Origin of the sequence: Pseudomonas oryzihabitans (assembly GCF_014522265.1) — a bacterium.
GTDB lineage: Bacteria > Pseudomonadota > Gammaproteobacteria > Pseudomonadales > Pseudomonadaceae > Chryseomonas > Chryseomonas aestiva.
The window spans coordinates 1,801,335-1,816,151 of record NZ_CP017024.1; the positions used below are offsets into that span (position 1 = coordinate 1,801,335).

The window sequence follows — 14,817 nt, forward strand, 5'->3', positions numbered from 1 at the left end:
CTCAGGATTTGCACGGTGCGGTCGATAGCGGGTGCTTTCCAGGCTCAACGGAAACTCTCCATGTCCTTTCGCAATCTCTCTATCGCGCGGCGTGCCACCCTTGGTTTCGCCTTTATCGGTCTGCTCCTGCTGCTGCTCGGCGGCACCGCCCTGGTCAAGATGAACGACATCCGCGCCTCGGGCCTGGCCATCGAAGACCGCGCCATGCCGCGCGTGGCCGCGCTCGACGAGCTGACCGCCCTGACCCTGCGCCTGCGGGTACTTTCCTATCGCTTGCTGCTCAATCGCGAGCCGGAGATCATCGCCAAGACCCAGGCGCTGTTCCAGCAGCGCAATGGCCAGATGCGCGCCGCCCAGCAGCGCTACGAGGCGCTGATCCAGTCTGACGAAGAGCGCACCGCCTACAGCCGCTACGGTCAGTTGATCGCCCAGTACGACGGTCTGCAGCAGCGCATGCTGGCATTTTCCGCCGCCGATCAGCTGGAGCCCCTGCGCCGCCTGCTCAACGAAGACCTGCTGGCCAACTCCGATGCGGTCAATGGCGTGCTCAAGCAACTCACCGACCTGGTGGATCAGCAGACCGCCGCGGCCAACGCCCAGTCCGCTGCCGACTATAGCCATGCCATCCAGTGGCTGGTGCTGCTGCTGGCGGCCACTGCGCTGCTGACCGTGGTCTTCGCCTGGCTGCTGATCCGCAGCATCACCCAGCCCATCGCCCGCGCCGTGCAGGCCGCCGAGGTGATCGCCACCGGCGACCTCAGCCAGGAGATCCACAGCGAAGGCCGCGACGAGGCCGCGCGCCTGCTGCAGGCCATGAAAACCATGCAGGGCCAGCTGCGCCAGACCCTGCAGGGCATCCTTGGCTCGGCCACCCAGCTCGCTTCGGCGGCGGAAGAGCTCAATGCCGTGACCGATGAATCCAGTCGCGGCCTGCAACGCCAGAACGCCGAGATCGAACAGGCCGCCACCGCGGTGAACCAGATGTCGTCGGCGGTGGACGAGGTGGCGCGCAATGCCGTCAATACCTCCCAGGCCTCCCAGGAATCGGCCGGCGTGGCCCGTGACGGCCGCGACCTGGTGCAGGAAACCGTGGGCGCCATCGCCACCATGAGCGACGACGTCCAGCACGGTGCCACCCTGGTGGGCGATCTGGCGGTACAGGTCAACGATATCGGCAAGGTGCTCGACGTGATCCGCAGCGTCGCCGAACAGACCAATCTGCTGGCGCTCAATGCCGCCATCGAGGCGGCGCGCGCCGGTGAAGCGGGTCGCGGCTTCGCCGTGGTGGCCGACGAGGTGCGGGCCCTGGCCCATCGCACCCAGGAGTCGACCCGCGAGATCGAGACCTCCATCGGCACCATCCAGCAGGGCACCGAGCAGGCGGTGGCGGCCATGCGCAGCAGCACCGAGCGGGCCCAGTCGACCCTGGAGGTGGCGCGCGGCGCAGGCCATGCCCTGGAGCGCATCCATGGCGCCATCGGCGGCATCAACGAGCGCAATCTGGTGATCGCCAGCGCGGCGGAAGAGCAGGCCCAGGTGGCCCGCGAAGTGGATCGCAACCTGGTGAACATCCGCGAGTTGTCGGTCCAGACCGCCGCGGGTGCCGAGCAGTCCAGCGCCGCCAGCGCCGAGCTGTCGCGCCTGGCCGTGGACCTCAATGGCCTGGTCACGCGCTTCCGCCTGTGAGCCAGGCGGTTCCGGCCGCTTCGGTGGCCGGACGCTGCGGCCCTAGCCGGGGCCGAGCAGTTGCAGCACGCCGGTCAGCACCACCAGCAGACCCAGGGGCGAGGCGAGAAAGGACAGCAGCAGGCACCTCAGGCGAGGGCCGCGCGGGGTAGGGCAGGTCGTCATGACGTCAGGCAGCTCCGTGGCGAGAACGGGCGCCACGCCTGGCGCCCGGGCCAATTTTCTCCTGTAGCGGCGGCGACGTCATGCCAAGAAAACGTAAAGTTGGGTAAAGCCGCGGCTACCCCGGGACGCCTGTTCCCGGGTAGTCGCCTGGCGGGTCAGACGCGGAAGCGCGCCGCGAGGCCGTGGATCTCGCGGGTCAGTGCGACCAGCTGGCGACTGGAGGTCTCGATCTGGTCGGCGCCGCGCTTGGACACGCCCGCCAGTTCGCGGATGTTGATCAGGTTGCGATCCACCTCCCGCGCCACCTGGGCCTGTTCCTCGGCGGCGCTGGCGATGACCAGGTTGCGCTCGTTGATGTCGCCGATGGCGACGAAGATGTGCTCCAGGCTCTGGCCGGTCCGCTCGGTGGTTTCCAGGGTGGTGCCGGCCAGGGTGTTGCTGCGCTGGATGGCGGTCACCGCCTGACCGGTGCCGGCCTGGATGTTGCCGATCATCTGCTCGATCTCCAGGGTCGACTGGCGGGTGCGCTGGGCCAGGCTGCGCACCTCGTCGGCCACCACGGCGAAGCCACGGCCGGCGTCGCCGGCGCGCGCGGCCTCGATGGCGGCATTGAGCGCCAGCAGGTTGGTCTGCTCGGAGACCGCGCGGATCACGTCCAGCACCTTGCCGATCTGGTTGGCCTGCTGCGCCAGGCTGGCGATCACGGTTTCGCTTTCGTTGACCGTGGTCTGCATGCTCTGCAATTCACTGAGCACCTGGGCTACCTGACCGCGACTGCCAGTGGCCAGGCGATCGGATTCGCGGGCGGTATCCGAGGTGGAGGCGGCATTGCGGGCCACCTCTTCCACGGCGGTGGTCATCTCGGTCACTGCCGTCACGGCCTGTTCCAGTTCCTGCTGTTGCTGATTCAGGGTGCGGTTGCTCTGGGCCGTCACCTCGCCCAGTTCCTGAGCGGCGCTGTCGAGTTGCTCGGCGGTGCGATTGAGCTGGGCCAGGGTGTCGCGCTGGCGGCTCTGCAGGGTGGCGAGGCCGGCGAACAGCTGGCCGATCTCGTCATGGCTGCGCACCTCGATACGGCGGGTCAGATCGCCTTCGCTCATGGCGGCGAAGTGCTCGCCGGCTTCGTTGAGCGGGGCCAGTACCCGGCGGGCGATGAACCAGCCGGAGAGTACCGCCAGCAGCAGGGTCAGACCGACCAGTAGCAGGGTGCGTATCTCGGCTTGCAAGACGCGACTTTCAGAGGCGGCCAGGGTGGCGTCGATACGGCCGGTGATCTCGTCGGTGAAGACCTGGCGGGTGTCAGCGAAGGCCGTGCTGGCCCCCTTGGCCCCATCGCTGATACGGATGTAGCCGGGCAGGTCGCCGGCGCGGCAGGCGGCGATCTGTCCTTCGACGATGACCTTGTAGGCGTCGAAGGCCCTGAGCATGGCTTCGATCTGGCCGCTCAGCTTGGGATCGTCGACGTTGGCCTGCATGTCGGTGATCAGCTTGCGGGCGATGTCCAGCCGCTCCAGCGCCAGCTTCACGCCTTTCTCGGCCTTGGCCGCATCGCCGTTGACCCGGTCGAGCATGGCGGTATGGGAGTTGGCACTGGCGCGGCTGATCCAGGTGGCGGCGTTGTTGACCCGATCCAGTTGCTCCATGGTCAGACTATCCAGATCGCGGATTTGCTGGGCACTGGTCCGGGCGTTGAGCCACCCATACAGGCAAGCCAGCAGCAGGCAGGCGACGAACAGGCTGAGCACGCTGTACATCCCGGTACGAATTCTTGTTGTTTTGTTCATGTTGGGCTCTCTGACGACGTCGCTGGCTGGGGTGCGCAATACGACTTTGGTAAGGCTTTTCGCCAGCAGTACGCCAAAGGCATGAGCAGGCGTCGATGGCCTGGAGCCAGTCGGTATCAGTTAAGCGCCGAAAAGTCGTCGGATGTCTTCAGAAGGACAGGCAGGGCGGGCCCGACGGACGCCGGGCCCGGAGGGATCAGGACAGCGGGGTGAACTGGATGACTTCGACCCAGTAGCCATCGGGGTCCTTGATGAAGGCGATTTCCTTCATGCTGCCGTCGGTCAGGCGCTTCTGGAAGGCCACGCCCAGTTGCTCGAAGCGCTCGCAGGCGGCGCGGATGTCCGGGACCGCCACGCAGGTGTGGCCGAAGCCGCGCGGATCGCTGTTGCCATTGTGGTAGCTGAAGCCGGCATCGTCTTCGGTACCGTGGTTGTGGGTCAGTTCGAGAATGCCCGGGGTGGACTTGCGCCAGTGCTGGCGGGCCTGCGGATCTTCCGGTACCTGGTTGCGATCGACCAGGGCAAGAAAGGTCAGGCTGAACTTGGCGTCCGGGAAGTCCTTGTGATCGACTACGGTGAAACCCAGCACGCGGGTGTAGAAGTCCAGCGAGGTCTCCAGGTTCTTGACCCGCAGCATGGTGTGGTTGAAGACGAACTCGCGGGTGGCGGCGTCGGGCTGGGCGGTCACGCCCGGCAGGTTGTCGAATTGGCTCAGCGACATCAGAGGTCTCCGGTGAAGGGGTGTGGAAATTGGAGAGGCGGCCCCGCGCAACGTTCCCGGCGGGAAAGGCGCCTGGGTGGTCGCTCACGAAAAAGGGCAGGAAGTCTAAAGGCTTCCGGGACCGCTGCCCAAAGCTTCCTGATGCTTTTGGCCGCTGCGCTGTGCGACGAATGGTCGAAACCTCCCGGTTAGAGCCGCAGTCGGATTTTGCAAGCGCACTGCCTGTGCGATCCCAAGGAGACTGATATGAGCAGCACCAGCGACAAGATCAAGGGTACCGCCAAAGAAGTGGCCGGCAAGGTTAAGCAAGGCGTCGGCGAGGCCACCGACAACTCGCGCATGAAAGGCGAGGGTCGTGCCCAGGAAGCCGAAGGCAAACTGCAAAAGAACGTCGGCAAGGGCAAGGAAGCGGTCAAGAACACCATCGACCGCGCCTGAGTCCAGGCTGTACGGAAAAGGCCGCCCCAGGGCGGCCTTTTCTTTTTCCCGTCAGGCCGGATCCAGTTCCGGATAATGGCGGAAGATGCCGTTCTCGCTGAAGGCCAGGCGGCGTGGCGAGGCCAGGTAGGCGGCGATGTTGGGTAGCGCGGCCACCCGCTCGGCCACCGCCAGCACCCGCGGTATCTCCGGCGCCAGCCGCCGCATGGCGTTGGGGAAGGCGTAGGTCAGGCCGGCCACCACCTGGAACAGCGACAGGTCGACATAGGAGCGCCGCTCGCCCACCAGCCAGCTGTCGCCTGCCGGGTTGAAGCCCAGCACCCGCTCGAAATAGCTCAGATAGGTACGGATCCGCTCGCCGGCAAAGGCCTTGGCCCGCCGCCGGGCCTCGTCCTGCTGCTCTTCGTAGGTCAGGGAGATGGCCACCGGATGATGGACGTCGTGGGCCTCGGCGGTGAGGTCGGTGATGGTCAGCTGCAGGCCGTGGACCCAGAAGCGGGATTCTTCATCGGCCGGTACCAGGTCCAGCCGTGGCCCGAGGAACTGGAGGATGTTGGCGACATGGGAGACGACCTCGTCGCCGGCCTTGAGAAAGGGTGGGGCGAAGGGCGGCCGACGGGTCTTCTGGCCTTGCAGGTAGTCCGCCATGGCGGGTATGCCCAGACCTTCGTCCTCCGGGGCATTGCCGACATCCAGATAGCGTGCGCCGGCCTCTTCGAGCGCCAGGCGGACGAATTCGCCGCGGCCCTGGATGCTGGGCCAGTAGTGCAATTCATAACGCATGGAAACCTCCGTCGTCTGCTGGGAATACGGGTCCAGGAGAGCTGACCCCTGGTCCGCTTCGGAGGTTTGCCCGCCGCGCGGCTTTCACGACGAAGCGCACAACCAATTCCCGTCGCTGAGACTCCTATCAACCAGCGGCTCGCGATAAGGACGGTGGGATGACAGGCAACAGCAGGCGGACGGTTCCATGCGCATAGGCATTCTCACCCACGTGAAACACCCGGTACGCCAGCCCTTCGCCGGTGGTCTCGAAGCCTTCACCTACGACATCACCCTGCAACTGCGCGAGCGTGGCCACGCGGTGACGCTGTTCGCCAGTTCGGCCTCGGCGCCGGAGCTGGAGGTGGTGCCCATCCTCGACGACGGCAACTACGGCACGGACGGCTGCCGGCGCAAGCGCAACGTGCTCAGCTCCGAGTACCTCGACGAGCACCACGGCTATCTCGACTGCCTGCAGCGCATCGATGGCCATGGCTTCGACGTCATCTTCAACAATGCCCTGCACTATGTCCCGGTGACCATGTCAGGGCTGATCCGCACGCCCATGCTCACGGTGCTGCACACCCCGCCGTTCTTCGAACTGATCAACGCCATCGGCGAATTGCACAAGCGCGGTGGCGGCCACTACTGCACCGTCTCCCAGGCCAATGCCGACAACTGGGCGCATCTGGCGCCGGCCTGCCACGTGATTCCCAACGGCATCGACCTCGACGCCTGGCGCCCGCGCGCTACGCCGATCGGCGACCATGCCCTCTGGTTCGGCCGCCTGGTGCCGGACAAGGGGCCGCACCTGGCGCTGGATGCCGCGCGCGAGGCCGGCGTACCCCTGCGCCTGGCCGGCCAGGCCACCGACGAGCGCTATTTCCGCCAGGAGATCGCGCCGCGCCTGGGCGAGCAGGCCGTCTACCTCGGGCACCTGGACCGTACCGCCCTGGCGGTCGAAGTCGCCCAGGCCCGTGCGTGCCTGGTCACGCCCTGCTGGGACGAACCCTTCGGCCTGATCGTCGCCGAGGCCCTGGCCTGCGGCACGCCGGTCGCCGCCTTTGCCCGCGGTGCCCTGCCGGAACTGCTCACCGCCGAGACCGGTGCCCTGGCCCCGCCGGGCGATGTGCCGGCCCTGGCGGCGGCCCTGCGCGAAGCCCTGTCGCTGTCCCGTGACGCCTGCCGGGCGCGGGCCGAGGCGCAGTGGAGCCACCGGCTGATGATCGACCGCTACGAGCGCCTGCTCGCCGATGTCGCCGCCGGCCGGGTGGCCCGTGGCTAGACCGCCCGTGACTGAGCTGAACATCGGTTACTACGCCCACCATCATGGCGCCGGCCACGTGACCCGCGCCCTGGCCATCGCCGCTGCTTTCGACGGCCCTTTGACCCTGTTCGGCAGTCGCCTGCCCGAGCAGGTGGCGCTGCCCAACGTCCGGCTCTGTCCGCTGCCGCCCGACGTGGCCCCTGGCGTCGAAGGCGAAGCCTTCGCCTGCCTGCACTATGCGCCACTCGGCGTGGCAGGGTTGCGCGAGCGCATGGGCCTGCTGGTGGACTGGTTCCGCCGCGCCTGGCCCTGCCTGCTGGTGGTCGACGTCTCGGTGGAGGTGGCCCTGCTGGCCCGGCTGTGCGGCGTGCCGACAATCTACCTGCGCCAGCGCGGCAGTCGCTTCGATGCCGCCCACGAACTGGCCTACGCCAGTGCCAGTCGCCTGCTGGCGCCCTATCCGCAATGCCTGGAAGAGCCTGCCACCCCGGCTTCCTGGCGGGCCAAGACCTGCTATGCCGGCAGCCTGTCGCGCTATGCCGGGCCGCAACCCGACCGCCTCCGCGAGCCCGGCACGGTCACCGTCATCGCCGGCCATGGCGGCACCGCTTTCGGTCGCGCGCGGCTGGTCGCGGCGGCCCGGGCCTGTCCCGACTGGCGCTGGACGGTACTGGGTCCGGTGCTGGACGACGCGACCGAGGCGCCGGCCAATCTGAGCTTCCTGGGCAGCGTCGCCGATCCCGCACCCTGGCTGACCCGCGCCGAGCTGGTGGTCGGCTCGGCGGGTGACAGCCTGGTGGCGGAACTGGCCGACCTGCGCTGTCGTTTCCTCTGTCTGCCGGATGCCCGGCCCTTCGACGAGCAACTGTCCACCGGGCGCCTGCTGGCCGCGCAGGGCCTGGCGGTCACCTGCGAAAGCTGGCCCGTCGACGACGCCTGGCCGGAACTGCTGGCCAGGACCCGCGGACTCGATCCCGAGGGCTGGATGGCAGTAAGCGACGGCACGGGTGCCCAGCGCGCCGCTGCCTGTATTCGGCAGGTCGCCCAGGAGGTGCTGGCATGATCGTCCTGACCCTGGTCAAAGGTCGCGAGCGGCAACTGGCCAATCTCATCCGTGGGCTGGAATTGGCACCGACGCCTCCGGCGGCCCTGGTGGTGGTGCAGATGAACGAGCCGCCGCGTGCGCTGCACAGCTTAGGCTTTCCGATTCAGGTGCTTGGCGTGGCAGGCGACGGCATCCTGCCCCTGGCCGCCGCACGCAATGCCGCCGTAGCCGCCGCACCAGGCGAGGACCTGGTGTTTCTCGACGTGGACTGCATCCCCGCGCCCGGATTGCTCGATGCCTATCGCCAGGCGCTGACCACGCGCCCCGAGGCCCTGCACCAGGGCTTCGTCCACTACCTGCCGGCTGGAATCGCGGAAGGCGACTGGACACCGGAGGAGCTGCTCGCCAGCGGTGTCGTCCATCCCCTGCACCGGGAGCGTCCACCGGGCGAGGCGATTCCCCATCCGCTGTTCTGGTCGCTCAACTTCGCCTGTACCCGCGCCACCTTCGGTCGCATCGGCGGCTTCGACGAGGGTTATCGCGGCTATGGCGGCGAGGACACCGACTTCGCCTTTCGCGCCCGCGAGGCGGGGGTGCCCGTCTATCAGGTCGAGGCGCGCGCTTTCCATCAGTACCATCCGACCTATCACCCACCGCTCAATCATTTCGCCAGCATCCTGGAGAACGCCCGGCGCTTCCAGGCGCGCTGGGGGCTGTGGCCCATGGATGGCTGGCTACGCGAATTCGCCGCCGCCGGCTTCATCCGTTTCGATGAAAGCCGCGGGATAGAGGAACTCAGGATGCCCACGGCCGCCGAGATCGCCGCCTGCCGGGATGCCTCGGGTTCCGGCTTCTGACGTCAGGGCGCAACCAACCCGGCTGCTGCCACTCTGAAGGTAGGGCGGACCTGCAAAGCCGCCGGGTGCGGGCCGGGCAGGTCCGCCCCAGGAATCCTTCGTGAGGAACGTTCGTCAGGAGCCGTCATGTCCTTGTTTGCCTTCAGCCTGCGCGGCGTTTCGCCGTTCACCCTCATCAAGCGTGCCGTCCAGGAATTCGTGGCCGACGACATGCCCACCTATGCAGCGGCACTGGCCTACCAGATGCTGTTTTCGCTGTTTCCCTTCCTGCTGTTCCTGATCGCCCTGATCGGTTTCCTGCACCTGCCGGACTTCTTCACCTTCCTGCGCGAACAGGCCGCCTACCTGCTGCCGCCCACCGCCCTGGATACGGTCAATCCCATCATCGACCAGTTGCAGACGCAGAAGGGCGGCCTGCTGTCCTTCAGTATCATCGTCGCGCTCTGGTCCGCGTCCGGTGGCTTCCGCTCGCTGATGACCGCCATGAACAGCGCCTATGACGTGGTGGAAAGCCGTCCGGCCTGGAAGCGCATTCCGCTGTCGGTGCTGCACACCATCGGCCTCGCCGGAATCCTGCTCAGCGCTGCGGCGTTGATGGTGCTCGGGCCCCAGGTGATGAACTGGCTAGCTGCCTACGTGGGGCTGGAGGACTACATGGTGACCCTCTGGGCGCTGATCCGCTGGCCACTGGCGGTGGCCCTGCTGATGATCGCCGTGGCGGCGCTCTACTACGTCACCCCGGACGTGAAGCAGAGCTTCCGCTTCATCACCCCCGGCTCGGTGCTGGCGGTGGTGGTCTGGATCCTGGCATCCCTGGGCTTTGGCTACTATGTGCAGAACTTCGCCAACTACAACGCCACCTACGGCAGCATCGGCGCCATCATCGTGCTGTTGCTGTACTTCTATCTGTCTTCAGCGGTGCTGCTGTTCGGCGCGGAGATCAATGCGGTGATCGAACACCACAGCGACGACGGCAAGGAAAAGGGCGAGAAGACGCCAGGCGATGGGGCGTGGAAGCCGACGAAGAGATTCAGGCGGGGCAGGACGAGGGCGCCCAGCATGAAGGCGTCCTGGGTGAAGCCCGGGTGGTGCAACGACCGAACGGTCGCACCTGAGGTACGGTGGATATCGGCGCCAGCCTTGTCCACCGTTCACCAGCGACCCTGCTTGTGGAAAACGCCAAGCGATTTTCCACGCTACGGGTCTGGGTTTTCGGACTATCGCGGCCATGGCCGCGATCGAAGCAGGACGAAAACGCCTTACTTCGCCTTGCCCTGATTGGCCACCGCGGCCATTTTGGCAGCGACCTCGTCCGGGTCGGCCAGGTAGTAGTGCTTGGTGGGCTTGAGATTCTCGTCGAACTCGTACACCAGCGGCACGCCGTTGGGGATGTTGAGGCTGACGATGTCGCTGTCGGAGATATTGTCCAGGTACTTGATCAGGGCACGCATGGAGTTGCCATGGGCGACCACCAGCACGCGCTGGCCACTGCGGATGGCCGGGGCCAGGACTTCGTTCCAGTAGGGCAGCACGCGCTCGACGCAATCCTTGAGGCATTCGGTGCGCGGCACCTGATCCAGCGACAGACCGGCATAGCGCGGATCGGCGGCCAGGGCCTGCTGCTCCTCGACGCTCTGCTCGGGCGGCGGCACGTCGTAGCTGCGGCGCCAGACCAGTACCTGCTCTTCGCCGTACTTGGCCGCGGTCTCTGACTTGTTGAGGCCGGTCAGGCCACCATAGTGACGCTCATTGAGGCGCCAGTCGCTCACCACCGGCAGCCACATCTGGTCCATGCCTTCCTGCACGTGCCAGAGGGTCCGCACGGCGCGCTTGAGCACCGAGACATGGGCCACGTCAAAGAGGAAGCCGGCGTCCTTGAGCGCTTGGCCGCCTTCGTGGGCCTCGCGGATCCCCTGTTCGGTCAGATCCACATCCGCCCAGCCACTGAAGCGGTTTTCCAGGTTCCACGCCGACTGGCCATGGCGGATGAATACGACTTGCGACATGCGACCTCCATCTTGGGATTCATTGTTTGGCTCACGCCTACGCGAAGCTGTGCCAAACATACCGCAGATGGAGGCTGCCGGCATGGGCATCACGGAAACCGTGATGCGTCCGGCACTCGTGTGGCGCTTCAGGCCACCAGGGCGCGACGGGTACGTTCGATGACGCGTTCCAGCCCGGCCGCAGCGTTGTACTGCTCGGGATAGAGACGCTCGCTGCGACAGGCGACACCGCGCTCGTCGACCACGGTAAAGCTGAAACCGCCCTTGCGCGAAGCCGGGGTGGTGATGCATTGGAACGGTGCAAAGGCCGCTTGAAGGTGTTGCATGGCCGCGATGGCCTGATTTTGAATGTTCATCTGTCTATCCTTGGGACCCACGCTCAGTCGGCGCGGTGAAATAACTCCAGCAACCTCGTACCCATAACGGCCGACGGCTGAATCTCTGGCTGGAGGAAGGCAGCGTGTGGGCAAGATGCCCAGGCATGCAGGTAAGTACTTGGGAAGGCAGGCAACCGGCCGGGCACGAGATTCAGAGGCCAGGGCGGCAGATCCTGAGCAATCGAGGGATCGGTTTGATCTGGGTGACGCTTGTTTCACGCTGCTACAACGAGCGGAAAGGCGTCCAGCGATTGGGGTCAGCTTGGTACTAACCCGATCAAGCTAGCAGGATCGATGCCAGCCGTGCAAGCCCGTCGGTCGGCGACGGGCTTGATGGTCACTAGCGCTCGACGAGCTGCATCCAGGCGGCGGGATAGCGCGTACCGGCCACCTGTTCCGGGGTAAACAGCCGAGCCAATTCGGCGCCCTCGGCTGCGCTCAACTGCACGTCGAGCGCGGCAAGATTCTCCTGCAGATAACGCCGCTGGCGCGTGCCGGGGATAGGGATGATGTCCTCGCCCTGGGCCAGCACCCAGGCCAGGGCCAGCTGGCCGGGCGTGACGCCCTTGGCGCCGGCCAGGGCGCGTACCTGTTCCACCAACGCCAGATTGCGCTGGAAATTCTCGCCCTGGAAGCGCGGACTCAGGCGGTGATAGTCATCCGCGGCGAAATCCTCCGGTGATTTCAGGGCGCCGGTGAGAAAACCGCGGCCGAGGGGGCTATAGGCCACCAGGGCGACTCCCAGTTCGCGGCAGGTGGCGAGCACGCCGTGTTCCTGGGGATCGCGTGACCAGAGCGAAAACTCGCTCTGCAGGGCCGCGATGGGATGGACCTGCTGGGCGCGGATCAGGGTCGCGCTGGAGGCCTCGCTCAGCCCCAGGTAGCGCACCTTGCCGGCCTGCACCAGCTCGGCCATGGCGCCCACCGTGTCTTCGATCGGCACCTCGGGATCGACCCGGTGCTGGTAGTAGAGATCGAGATGCTCGATGCCCAGCCGGCGCAGACTGCCCTCCACCGCCTGACGCACGTAGTCGGGCCGGCCATTCACCCCACGGGTATCAGGATCTTCGCTGCGCACCAGACCGAACTTGCTGGCCAGGAATACCTGCTCGCGGCGTCCGCGCAGGGCTCGGCCCAGCAATTCCTCGTTGTGATGAGGGCCATAGGCATCGGCGGTATCCAGCAGGGTCACGCCGCGTTCCAGGGCCAGGTCCAGGGTGGCCAGGGCCTCGCTCTCGTCGGTGGCGCCATAGAACTCGCTCATGCCCATGCAGCCCAGCCCCATGGCGGATACCTGCGGGCCATTGCGGCCCAGTTGTCGTTGCAACATGACGTACGCTCCGTTCGTGAAAGACCAGGCCAGTCTCGCTATTGAGAGGACGTCAACAAAGCTGCTATCGAGACAGGCAGTATTCGATGGGATTGAAGAGTCTTGGACCGATTGGCAGCCATGCGCGGCTTCGTGCGGATCGTCGAGCGCCGCTCCTTCAGCCGGGCGGCCGCCGATCTTGGCCTGTCACCCGCAATGGCGACCCTGCTGGTGCAGCAGCTGGAAGCCCATCTGGGCGTGACGCTGCTGCATCGCACCACCCGGCGGGTCAGTCCGACCCTGGACGGCGCCGCCTACTACGAGCGCTGCGTCGGCTGGCTGGCCGAGCTGGATGACATCGAAGGCGCCTTCAGCCAGCGGCGGCGTCAGCCACGCGGTCGGCTGCGCGTCGATCTGCCCGGTACCCTGGGGCGGGCGCTGGTGATACCGGCGCTGCCGGACTTCTGTCGCCGCTATCCCGAACTGGAGCTGGTCGTCAGCTCCGACGATCGACCGGTGGACGTGATCGGCGAGGGCATCGACTGCGTGCTGCGCAGCGGACCCCTGCTCGACGAAGGCCTGGCCGACCAGGCGCTCGGCGAGTTGGTGCAGGTGACCTGTGCCAGTCCGGACTACCTGGCGCACCAGGGCCGGCCGGACAGCCTGGCGGATCTCGCCCAGCACCAGCTGGTGCACTACCGCTCCCAGCGCAGCGGTCGTCGGCTGCCCTTCGAATTCCGGCACGAGGGTGAGCTGTACTGCCTGGATCAGCCCGGACGCCTGACCCTCAGCGGCGCCGACGTCTATGTCGGTGCCGCCCTGGCCGGGCTGGGCCTGATCCAGGCGCCGCGCTATCACGTGGCGGCGGATCTGGCGGCCGGCCGGCTGTGCGAAGTCCTGCCCGACCAGCCACCGCCGGACTTGCCGCTGGCGGCGGTCTACCCCCTGGCCAGCCAGACCTCGCCGCGGGTACGCGCCTGGGTCGAGTGGCTGCAGGAGGTGTTCGCCGCCGTGGATCCGGCCTGGCTGCGCCGCTGAAGCGAACGCTATTTACCCGCTTCGCGCGGCTCTGGCTGACCATGACCGAAGGCCTGGCCGAGATCGTCCCCGGAGGTGGTGCGCGTATCGTCGGTACGCCACTTGGCGACCTCGGCGGCGCTGACCGGGGCGGCGTCGTTGCCCCAGCTGGCGCGGATGAAGCTGACCACGTCGGCCACCTGGGCATCGTTCAGGCGCCAGCCGAAGGGCGGCATGACGATCATCGACGGCGCGGTGTGCAGGCCGGGCAGGGTGCCGCCCTTGAGCACGATGTTGATCAGCGAACTGGCATCGGCCGTACGCAGCACCGGATTGCCGGCCAGCGCCGGGAATACCCGGTCGTAACCCTGGCCATCGGTGCGGTGGCAGGCGGCGCAGTTGTCCACATAGACCTGGGCGCCCCGGGCACTGTCATCGCCGCGCCAGAGCGCCGCGGCGGCACGTCCGTCGGCCTGGAAGGGCGCATCGTGCGGATCCCTGGCTGGCAAGGTCTTGAGGTACCGGGCGATGGCCTGCAGGTCGGCGTCGCTCAGGTACTGCAGGCTGTGCTGCACCACCTCGGTCATGCCGCCGAACACGGCGCTGTCGGCGGAGCGCCCGGTCTTGAGGAATTGCACCAGCTGCGCTTCGCTCCAGCGACCCAGGCCGTCGCGCTGGTCGCCGCGCAGATTCTTGGCGATCCAGCCTTCCAGGGGTGCGCTGCCGGCCAGGAAATCCTTGCCATCGGCAGGGGAGAGGGCCTTTTCCTGCATGGTGAAGGCGCGTGGCGTGTGGCAGGCGCCACAGTGGCCGAGGCCTTCCACCAGATAGGCACCACGCGCCACCACCGGATCCTGGTCCGGCGCGGGCTGGAATTGCACCACCTCGGGCGCGAACAGCTGGCGCCAGATCGCCAGGGGCCAGCGCATGGACAGCGGCCAGGGGATATCGCTATCGCGATTGGCCTGCTCGACCGGCGTCACGCCGTGCATGAAGTAGGCATAGAGGGCGCGCATGTCGCCCTCGCTGACCCGGGCATAGGAGGGGTAGGGCATGGCCGGATAGAGGGTATGACCCTCCTTGGCTATACCCTCGCGAATGGCTGCATCGAAGTCGGCATAGCTGTAGGCGCCGATGCCGGTCTGCCGATCCGGGGTGATGTTGGTGGAATAGAGGGTGCCGATGGGCGTCTGCATGGGCAGACCACCGGCGAAGGGCTGGCCGCCCGGCGCCGTGTGGCAGGCCACGCAGTCGCCAGCCCGGGCCAGGTATTCGCCTTTCTTGACCAGCGCCGGGTCAGTCTCTTCGGCGGCCTGGGCCGTCATGGCCAGACCGGCGCCCAGCAGCAGGGTCGCGAGGGTACGGAGGATCATGGGCGCGCCT

Annotated in this window: 14 protein-coding genes and 2 pseudogenes; 8 read left to right on the plus strand and 8 right to left on the minus strand. The window is 66.9% G+C overall.

All coding sequences use genetic code 11. The features are described 5' to 3' along the window. Window positions 1-60: 60 nt before the first annotated feature. Together BGI51_RS24005 and BGI51_RS24010 are read left to right on the plus strand one after the other, a co-directional pair. Window positions 61-831: pseudogene (locus tag BGI51_RS24005) on the plus strand (MCP four helix bundle domain-containing protein); the annotation flags it as partial. Further along, window positions 823-1,686, plus strand: coding sequence for a methyl-accepting chemotaxis protein (locus BGI51_RS24010; protein ID WP_405046458.1), 864 nt, complete (start codon window positions 823-825; stop codon window positions 1,684-1,686). The pseudogene BGI51_RS24005 and the gene BGI51_RS24010, both read left to right, overlap by 9 nt. Window positions 1,687-1,728: 42 nt before the next feature. On the opposite strand, the gene BGI51_RS23765 is transcribed toward BGI51_RS24010, so the two are convergent. From BGI51_RS23765 to gloA, 3 genes are all read right to left on the minus strand, one after another. Next, window positions 1,729-1,851 carry a hypothetical protein gene (locus BGI51_RS23765; protein ID WP_007161451.1) on the minus strand — a complete coding sequence of 41 codons (123 nt, stop codon included), beginning with the start codon at window positions 1,849-1,851 and terminating at the stop codon, window positions 1,729-1,731. Window positions 1,852-2,006: 155 nt separating this feature from the next. Continuing rightward, window positions 2,007-3,635 (minus strand): methyl-accepting chemotaxis protein, encoded by a 1,629-nt coding sequence (locus tag BGI51_RS08310; protein WP_187980856.1) that lies wholly within the window; start codon window positions 3,633-3,635, stop codon window positions 2,007-2,009. A 196-nt stretch (window positions 3,636-3,831) separates the two neighbouring features. Further along, window positions 3,832-4,356: a lactoylglutathione lyase gene (gloA, locus tag BGI51_RS08315; protein WP_133860381.1), complete on the minus strand. Its 525-nt coding sequence runs from the start codon at window positions 4,354-4,356 to the stop codon at window positions 3,832-3,834. A 246-nt stretch (window positions 4,357-4,602) separates the two neighbouring features. Here gloA and BGI51_RS08320 point away from each other — a divergent pair, with 246 nt between their 5' ends. Further along, the gene (locus BGI51_RS08320) at window positions 4,603-4,794 is read left to right on the plus strand and encodes a CsbD family protein (RefSeq protein ID WP_007161448.1); all 192 of its coding nucleotides are present in this window, start codon (window positions 4,603-4,605) and stop codon (window positions 4,792-4,794) included. Between the two features lie 51 nt (window positions 4,795-4,845). Here the strand turns inward: BGI51_RS08320 and BGI51_RS08325 are convergent, their stop codons facing one another. After that, window positions 4,846-5,577: a glutathione S-transferase family protein gene (locus BGI51_RS08325; RefSeq protein WP_187980857.1), complete on the minus strand. Its 732-nt coding sequence runs from the start codon at window positions 5,575-5,577 to the stop codon at window positions 4,846-4,848. A gap of 187 nt (window positions 5,578-5,764) precedes the next feature. Between BGI51_RS08325 and BGI51_RS08330 the strand changes: the two genes are divergently transcribed. From BGI51_RS08330 to BGI51_RS08345, 4 genes and pseudogenes are all read left to right on the plus strand, one after another. Beyond that, window positions 5,765-6,841: a glycosyltransferase gene (locus tag BGI51_RS08330; RefSeq protein WP_187980858.1), complete on the plus strand. Its 1,077-nt coding sequence runs from the start codon at window positions 5,765-5,767 to the stop codon at window positions 6,839-6,841. A 7-nt stretch (window positions 6,842-6,848) separates the two neighbouring features. Beyond that, window positions 6,849-7,886: a hypothetical protein gene (locus BGI51_RS08335; RefSeq protein WP_252977239.1), complete on the plus strand. Its 1,038-nt coding sequence runs from the start codon at window positions 6,849-6,851 to the stop codon at window positions 7,884-7,886. Then, complete coding sequence (locus BGI51_RS08340; RefSeq protein ID WP_187980860.1) at window positions 7,883-8,725, plus strand: glycosyltransferase family 2 protein; 843 nt, start codon at window positions 7,883-7,885, stop codon at window positions 8,723-8,725. Before BGI51_RS08335 ends, BGI51_RS08340 begins: the two co-directional genes overlap by 4 nt. A gap of 126 nt (window positions 8,726-8,851) precedes the next feature. After that, a pseudogene (locus BGI51_RS08345) lies at window positions 8,852-9,733 on the plus strand (YihY/virulence factor BrkB family protein); the annotation flags it as partial. Between the two features lie 251 nt (window positions 9,734-9,984). Here the strand turns inward: BGI51_RS08345 and gpmA are convergent. The 3 genes from gpmA to BGI51_RS08360 all read right to left on the minus strand — a co-directional run bounded on the left by gpmA (window position 9,985) and on the right by BGI51_RS08360 (window position 12,438). Then, window positions 9,985-10,731, minus strand: a complete 747-nt coding sequence (gpmA, locus tag BGI51_RS08350; RefSeq protein WP_044341142.1) for a 2,3-diphosphoglycerate-dependent phosphoglycerate mutase — start codon at window positions 10,729-10,731, stop codon at window positions 9,985-9,987. A gap of 128 nt (window positions 10,732-10,859) precedes the next feature. After that, entirely contained in the window at window positions 10,860-11,087 is a 228-nt protein-coding gene (locus BGI51_RS08355; RefSeq protein ID WP_059316634.1) for a hypothetical protein, read from the minus strand. Between the two features lie 361 nt (window positions 11,088-11,448). Beyond that, window positions 11,449-12,438 carry an aldo/keto reductase gene (locus BGI51_RS08360; RefSeq protein WP_187980861.1) on the minus strand — a complete coding sequence of 330 codons (990 nt, stop codon included), beginning with the start codon at window positions 12,436-12,438 and terminating at the stop codon, window positions 11,449-11,451. 102 nt (window positions 12,439-12,540) lie between these two features. Here BGI51_RS08360 and BGI51_RS08365 point away from each other — a divergent pair, with 102 nt between their 5' ends. After that, the gene (locus BGI51_RS08365) at window positions 12,541-13,455 is read left to right on the plus strand and encodes a LysR family transcriptional regulator (protein WP_187980862.1); all 915 of its coding nucleotides are present in this window, start codon (window positions 12,541-12,543) and stop codon (window positions 13,453-13,455) included. An 8-nt stretch (window positions 13,456-13,463) separates the two neighbouring features. On the opposite strand, the gene BGI51_RS08370 is transcribed toward BGI51_RS08365, so the two are convergent. Then, the gene (locus tag BGI51_RS08370; RefSeq protein ID WP_187980863.1) at window positions 13,464-14,807 is read right to left on the minus strand and encodes a c-type cytochrome; all 1,344 of its coding nucleotides are present in this window, start codon (window positions 14,805-14,807) and stop codon (window positions 13,464-13,466) included. Window positions 14,808-14,817: the final 10 nt, after the last annotated feature.

What these genes read in the sequence shown, in the direction of transcription:
- BGI51_RS24010 (WP_405046458.1), top strand. Translation starts at nt 823, where the DNA reads ATGCAGGGCCAGCTGCGCCAGACCCTGCAGGGCATCCTTGGCTCGGCC.
- BGI51_RS23765 (WP_007161451.1), bottom strand. Translation starts at nt 1,851, where the DNA reads ATGACGACCTGCCCTACCCCGCGCGGCCCTCGCCTGAGGTGCCTGCTG.
- BGI51_RS08310 (WP_187980856.1), bottom strand. Translation starts at nt 3,635, where the DNA reads ATGAACAAAACAACAAGAATTCGTACCGGGATGTACAGCGTGCTCAGC.
- gloA (WP_133860381.1), bottom strand. Translation starts at nt 4,356, where the DNA reads ATGTCGCTGAGCCAATTCGACAACCTGCCGGGCGTGACCGCCCAGCCC.
- BGI51_RS08320 (WP_007161448.1), top strand. Translation starts at nt 4,603, where the DNA reads ATGAGCAGCACCAGCGACAAGATCAAGGGTACCGCCAAAGAAGTGGCC.
- BGI51_RS08325 (WP_187980857.1), bottom strand. Translation starts at nt 5,577, where the DNA reads ATGCGTTATGAATTGCACTACTGGCCCAGCATCCAGGGCCGCGGCGAA.
- BGI51_RS08330 (WP_187980858.1), top strand. Translation starts at nt 5,765, where the DNA reads ATGCGCATAGGCATTCTCACCCACGTGAAACACCCGGTACGCCAGCCC.
- BGI51_RS08340 (WP_187980860.1), top strand. Translation starts at nt 7,883, where the DNA reads ATGATCGTCCTGACCCTGGTCAAAGGTCGCGAGCGGCAACTGGCCAAT.
- gpmA (WP_044341142.1), bottom strand. Translation starts at nt 10,731, where the DNA reads ATGTCGCAAGTCGTATTCATCCGCCATGGCCAGTCGGCGTGGAACCTG.
- BGI51_RS08355 (WP_059316634.1), bottom strand. Translation starts at nt 11,087, where the DNA reads ATGAACATTCAAAATCAGGCCATCGCGGCCATGCAACACCTTCAAGCG.
- BGI51_RS08360 (WP_187980861.1), bottom strand. Translation starts at nt 12,438, where the DNA reads ATGTTGCAACGACAACTGGGCCGCAATGGCCCGCAGGTATCCGCCATG.
- BGI51_RS08370 (WP_187980863.1), bottom strand. Translation starts at nt 14,807, where the DNA reads ATGATCCTCCGTACCCTCGCGACCCTGCTGCTGGGCGCCGGTCTGGCC.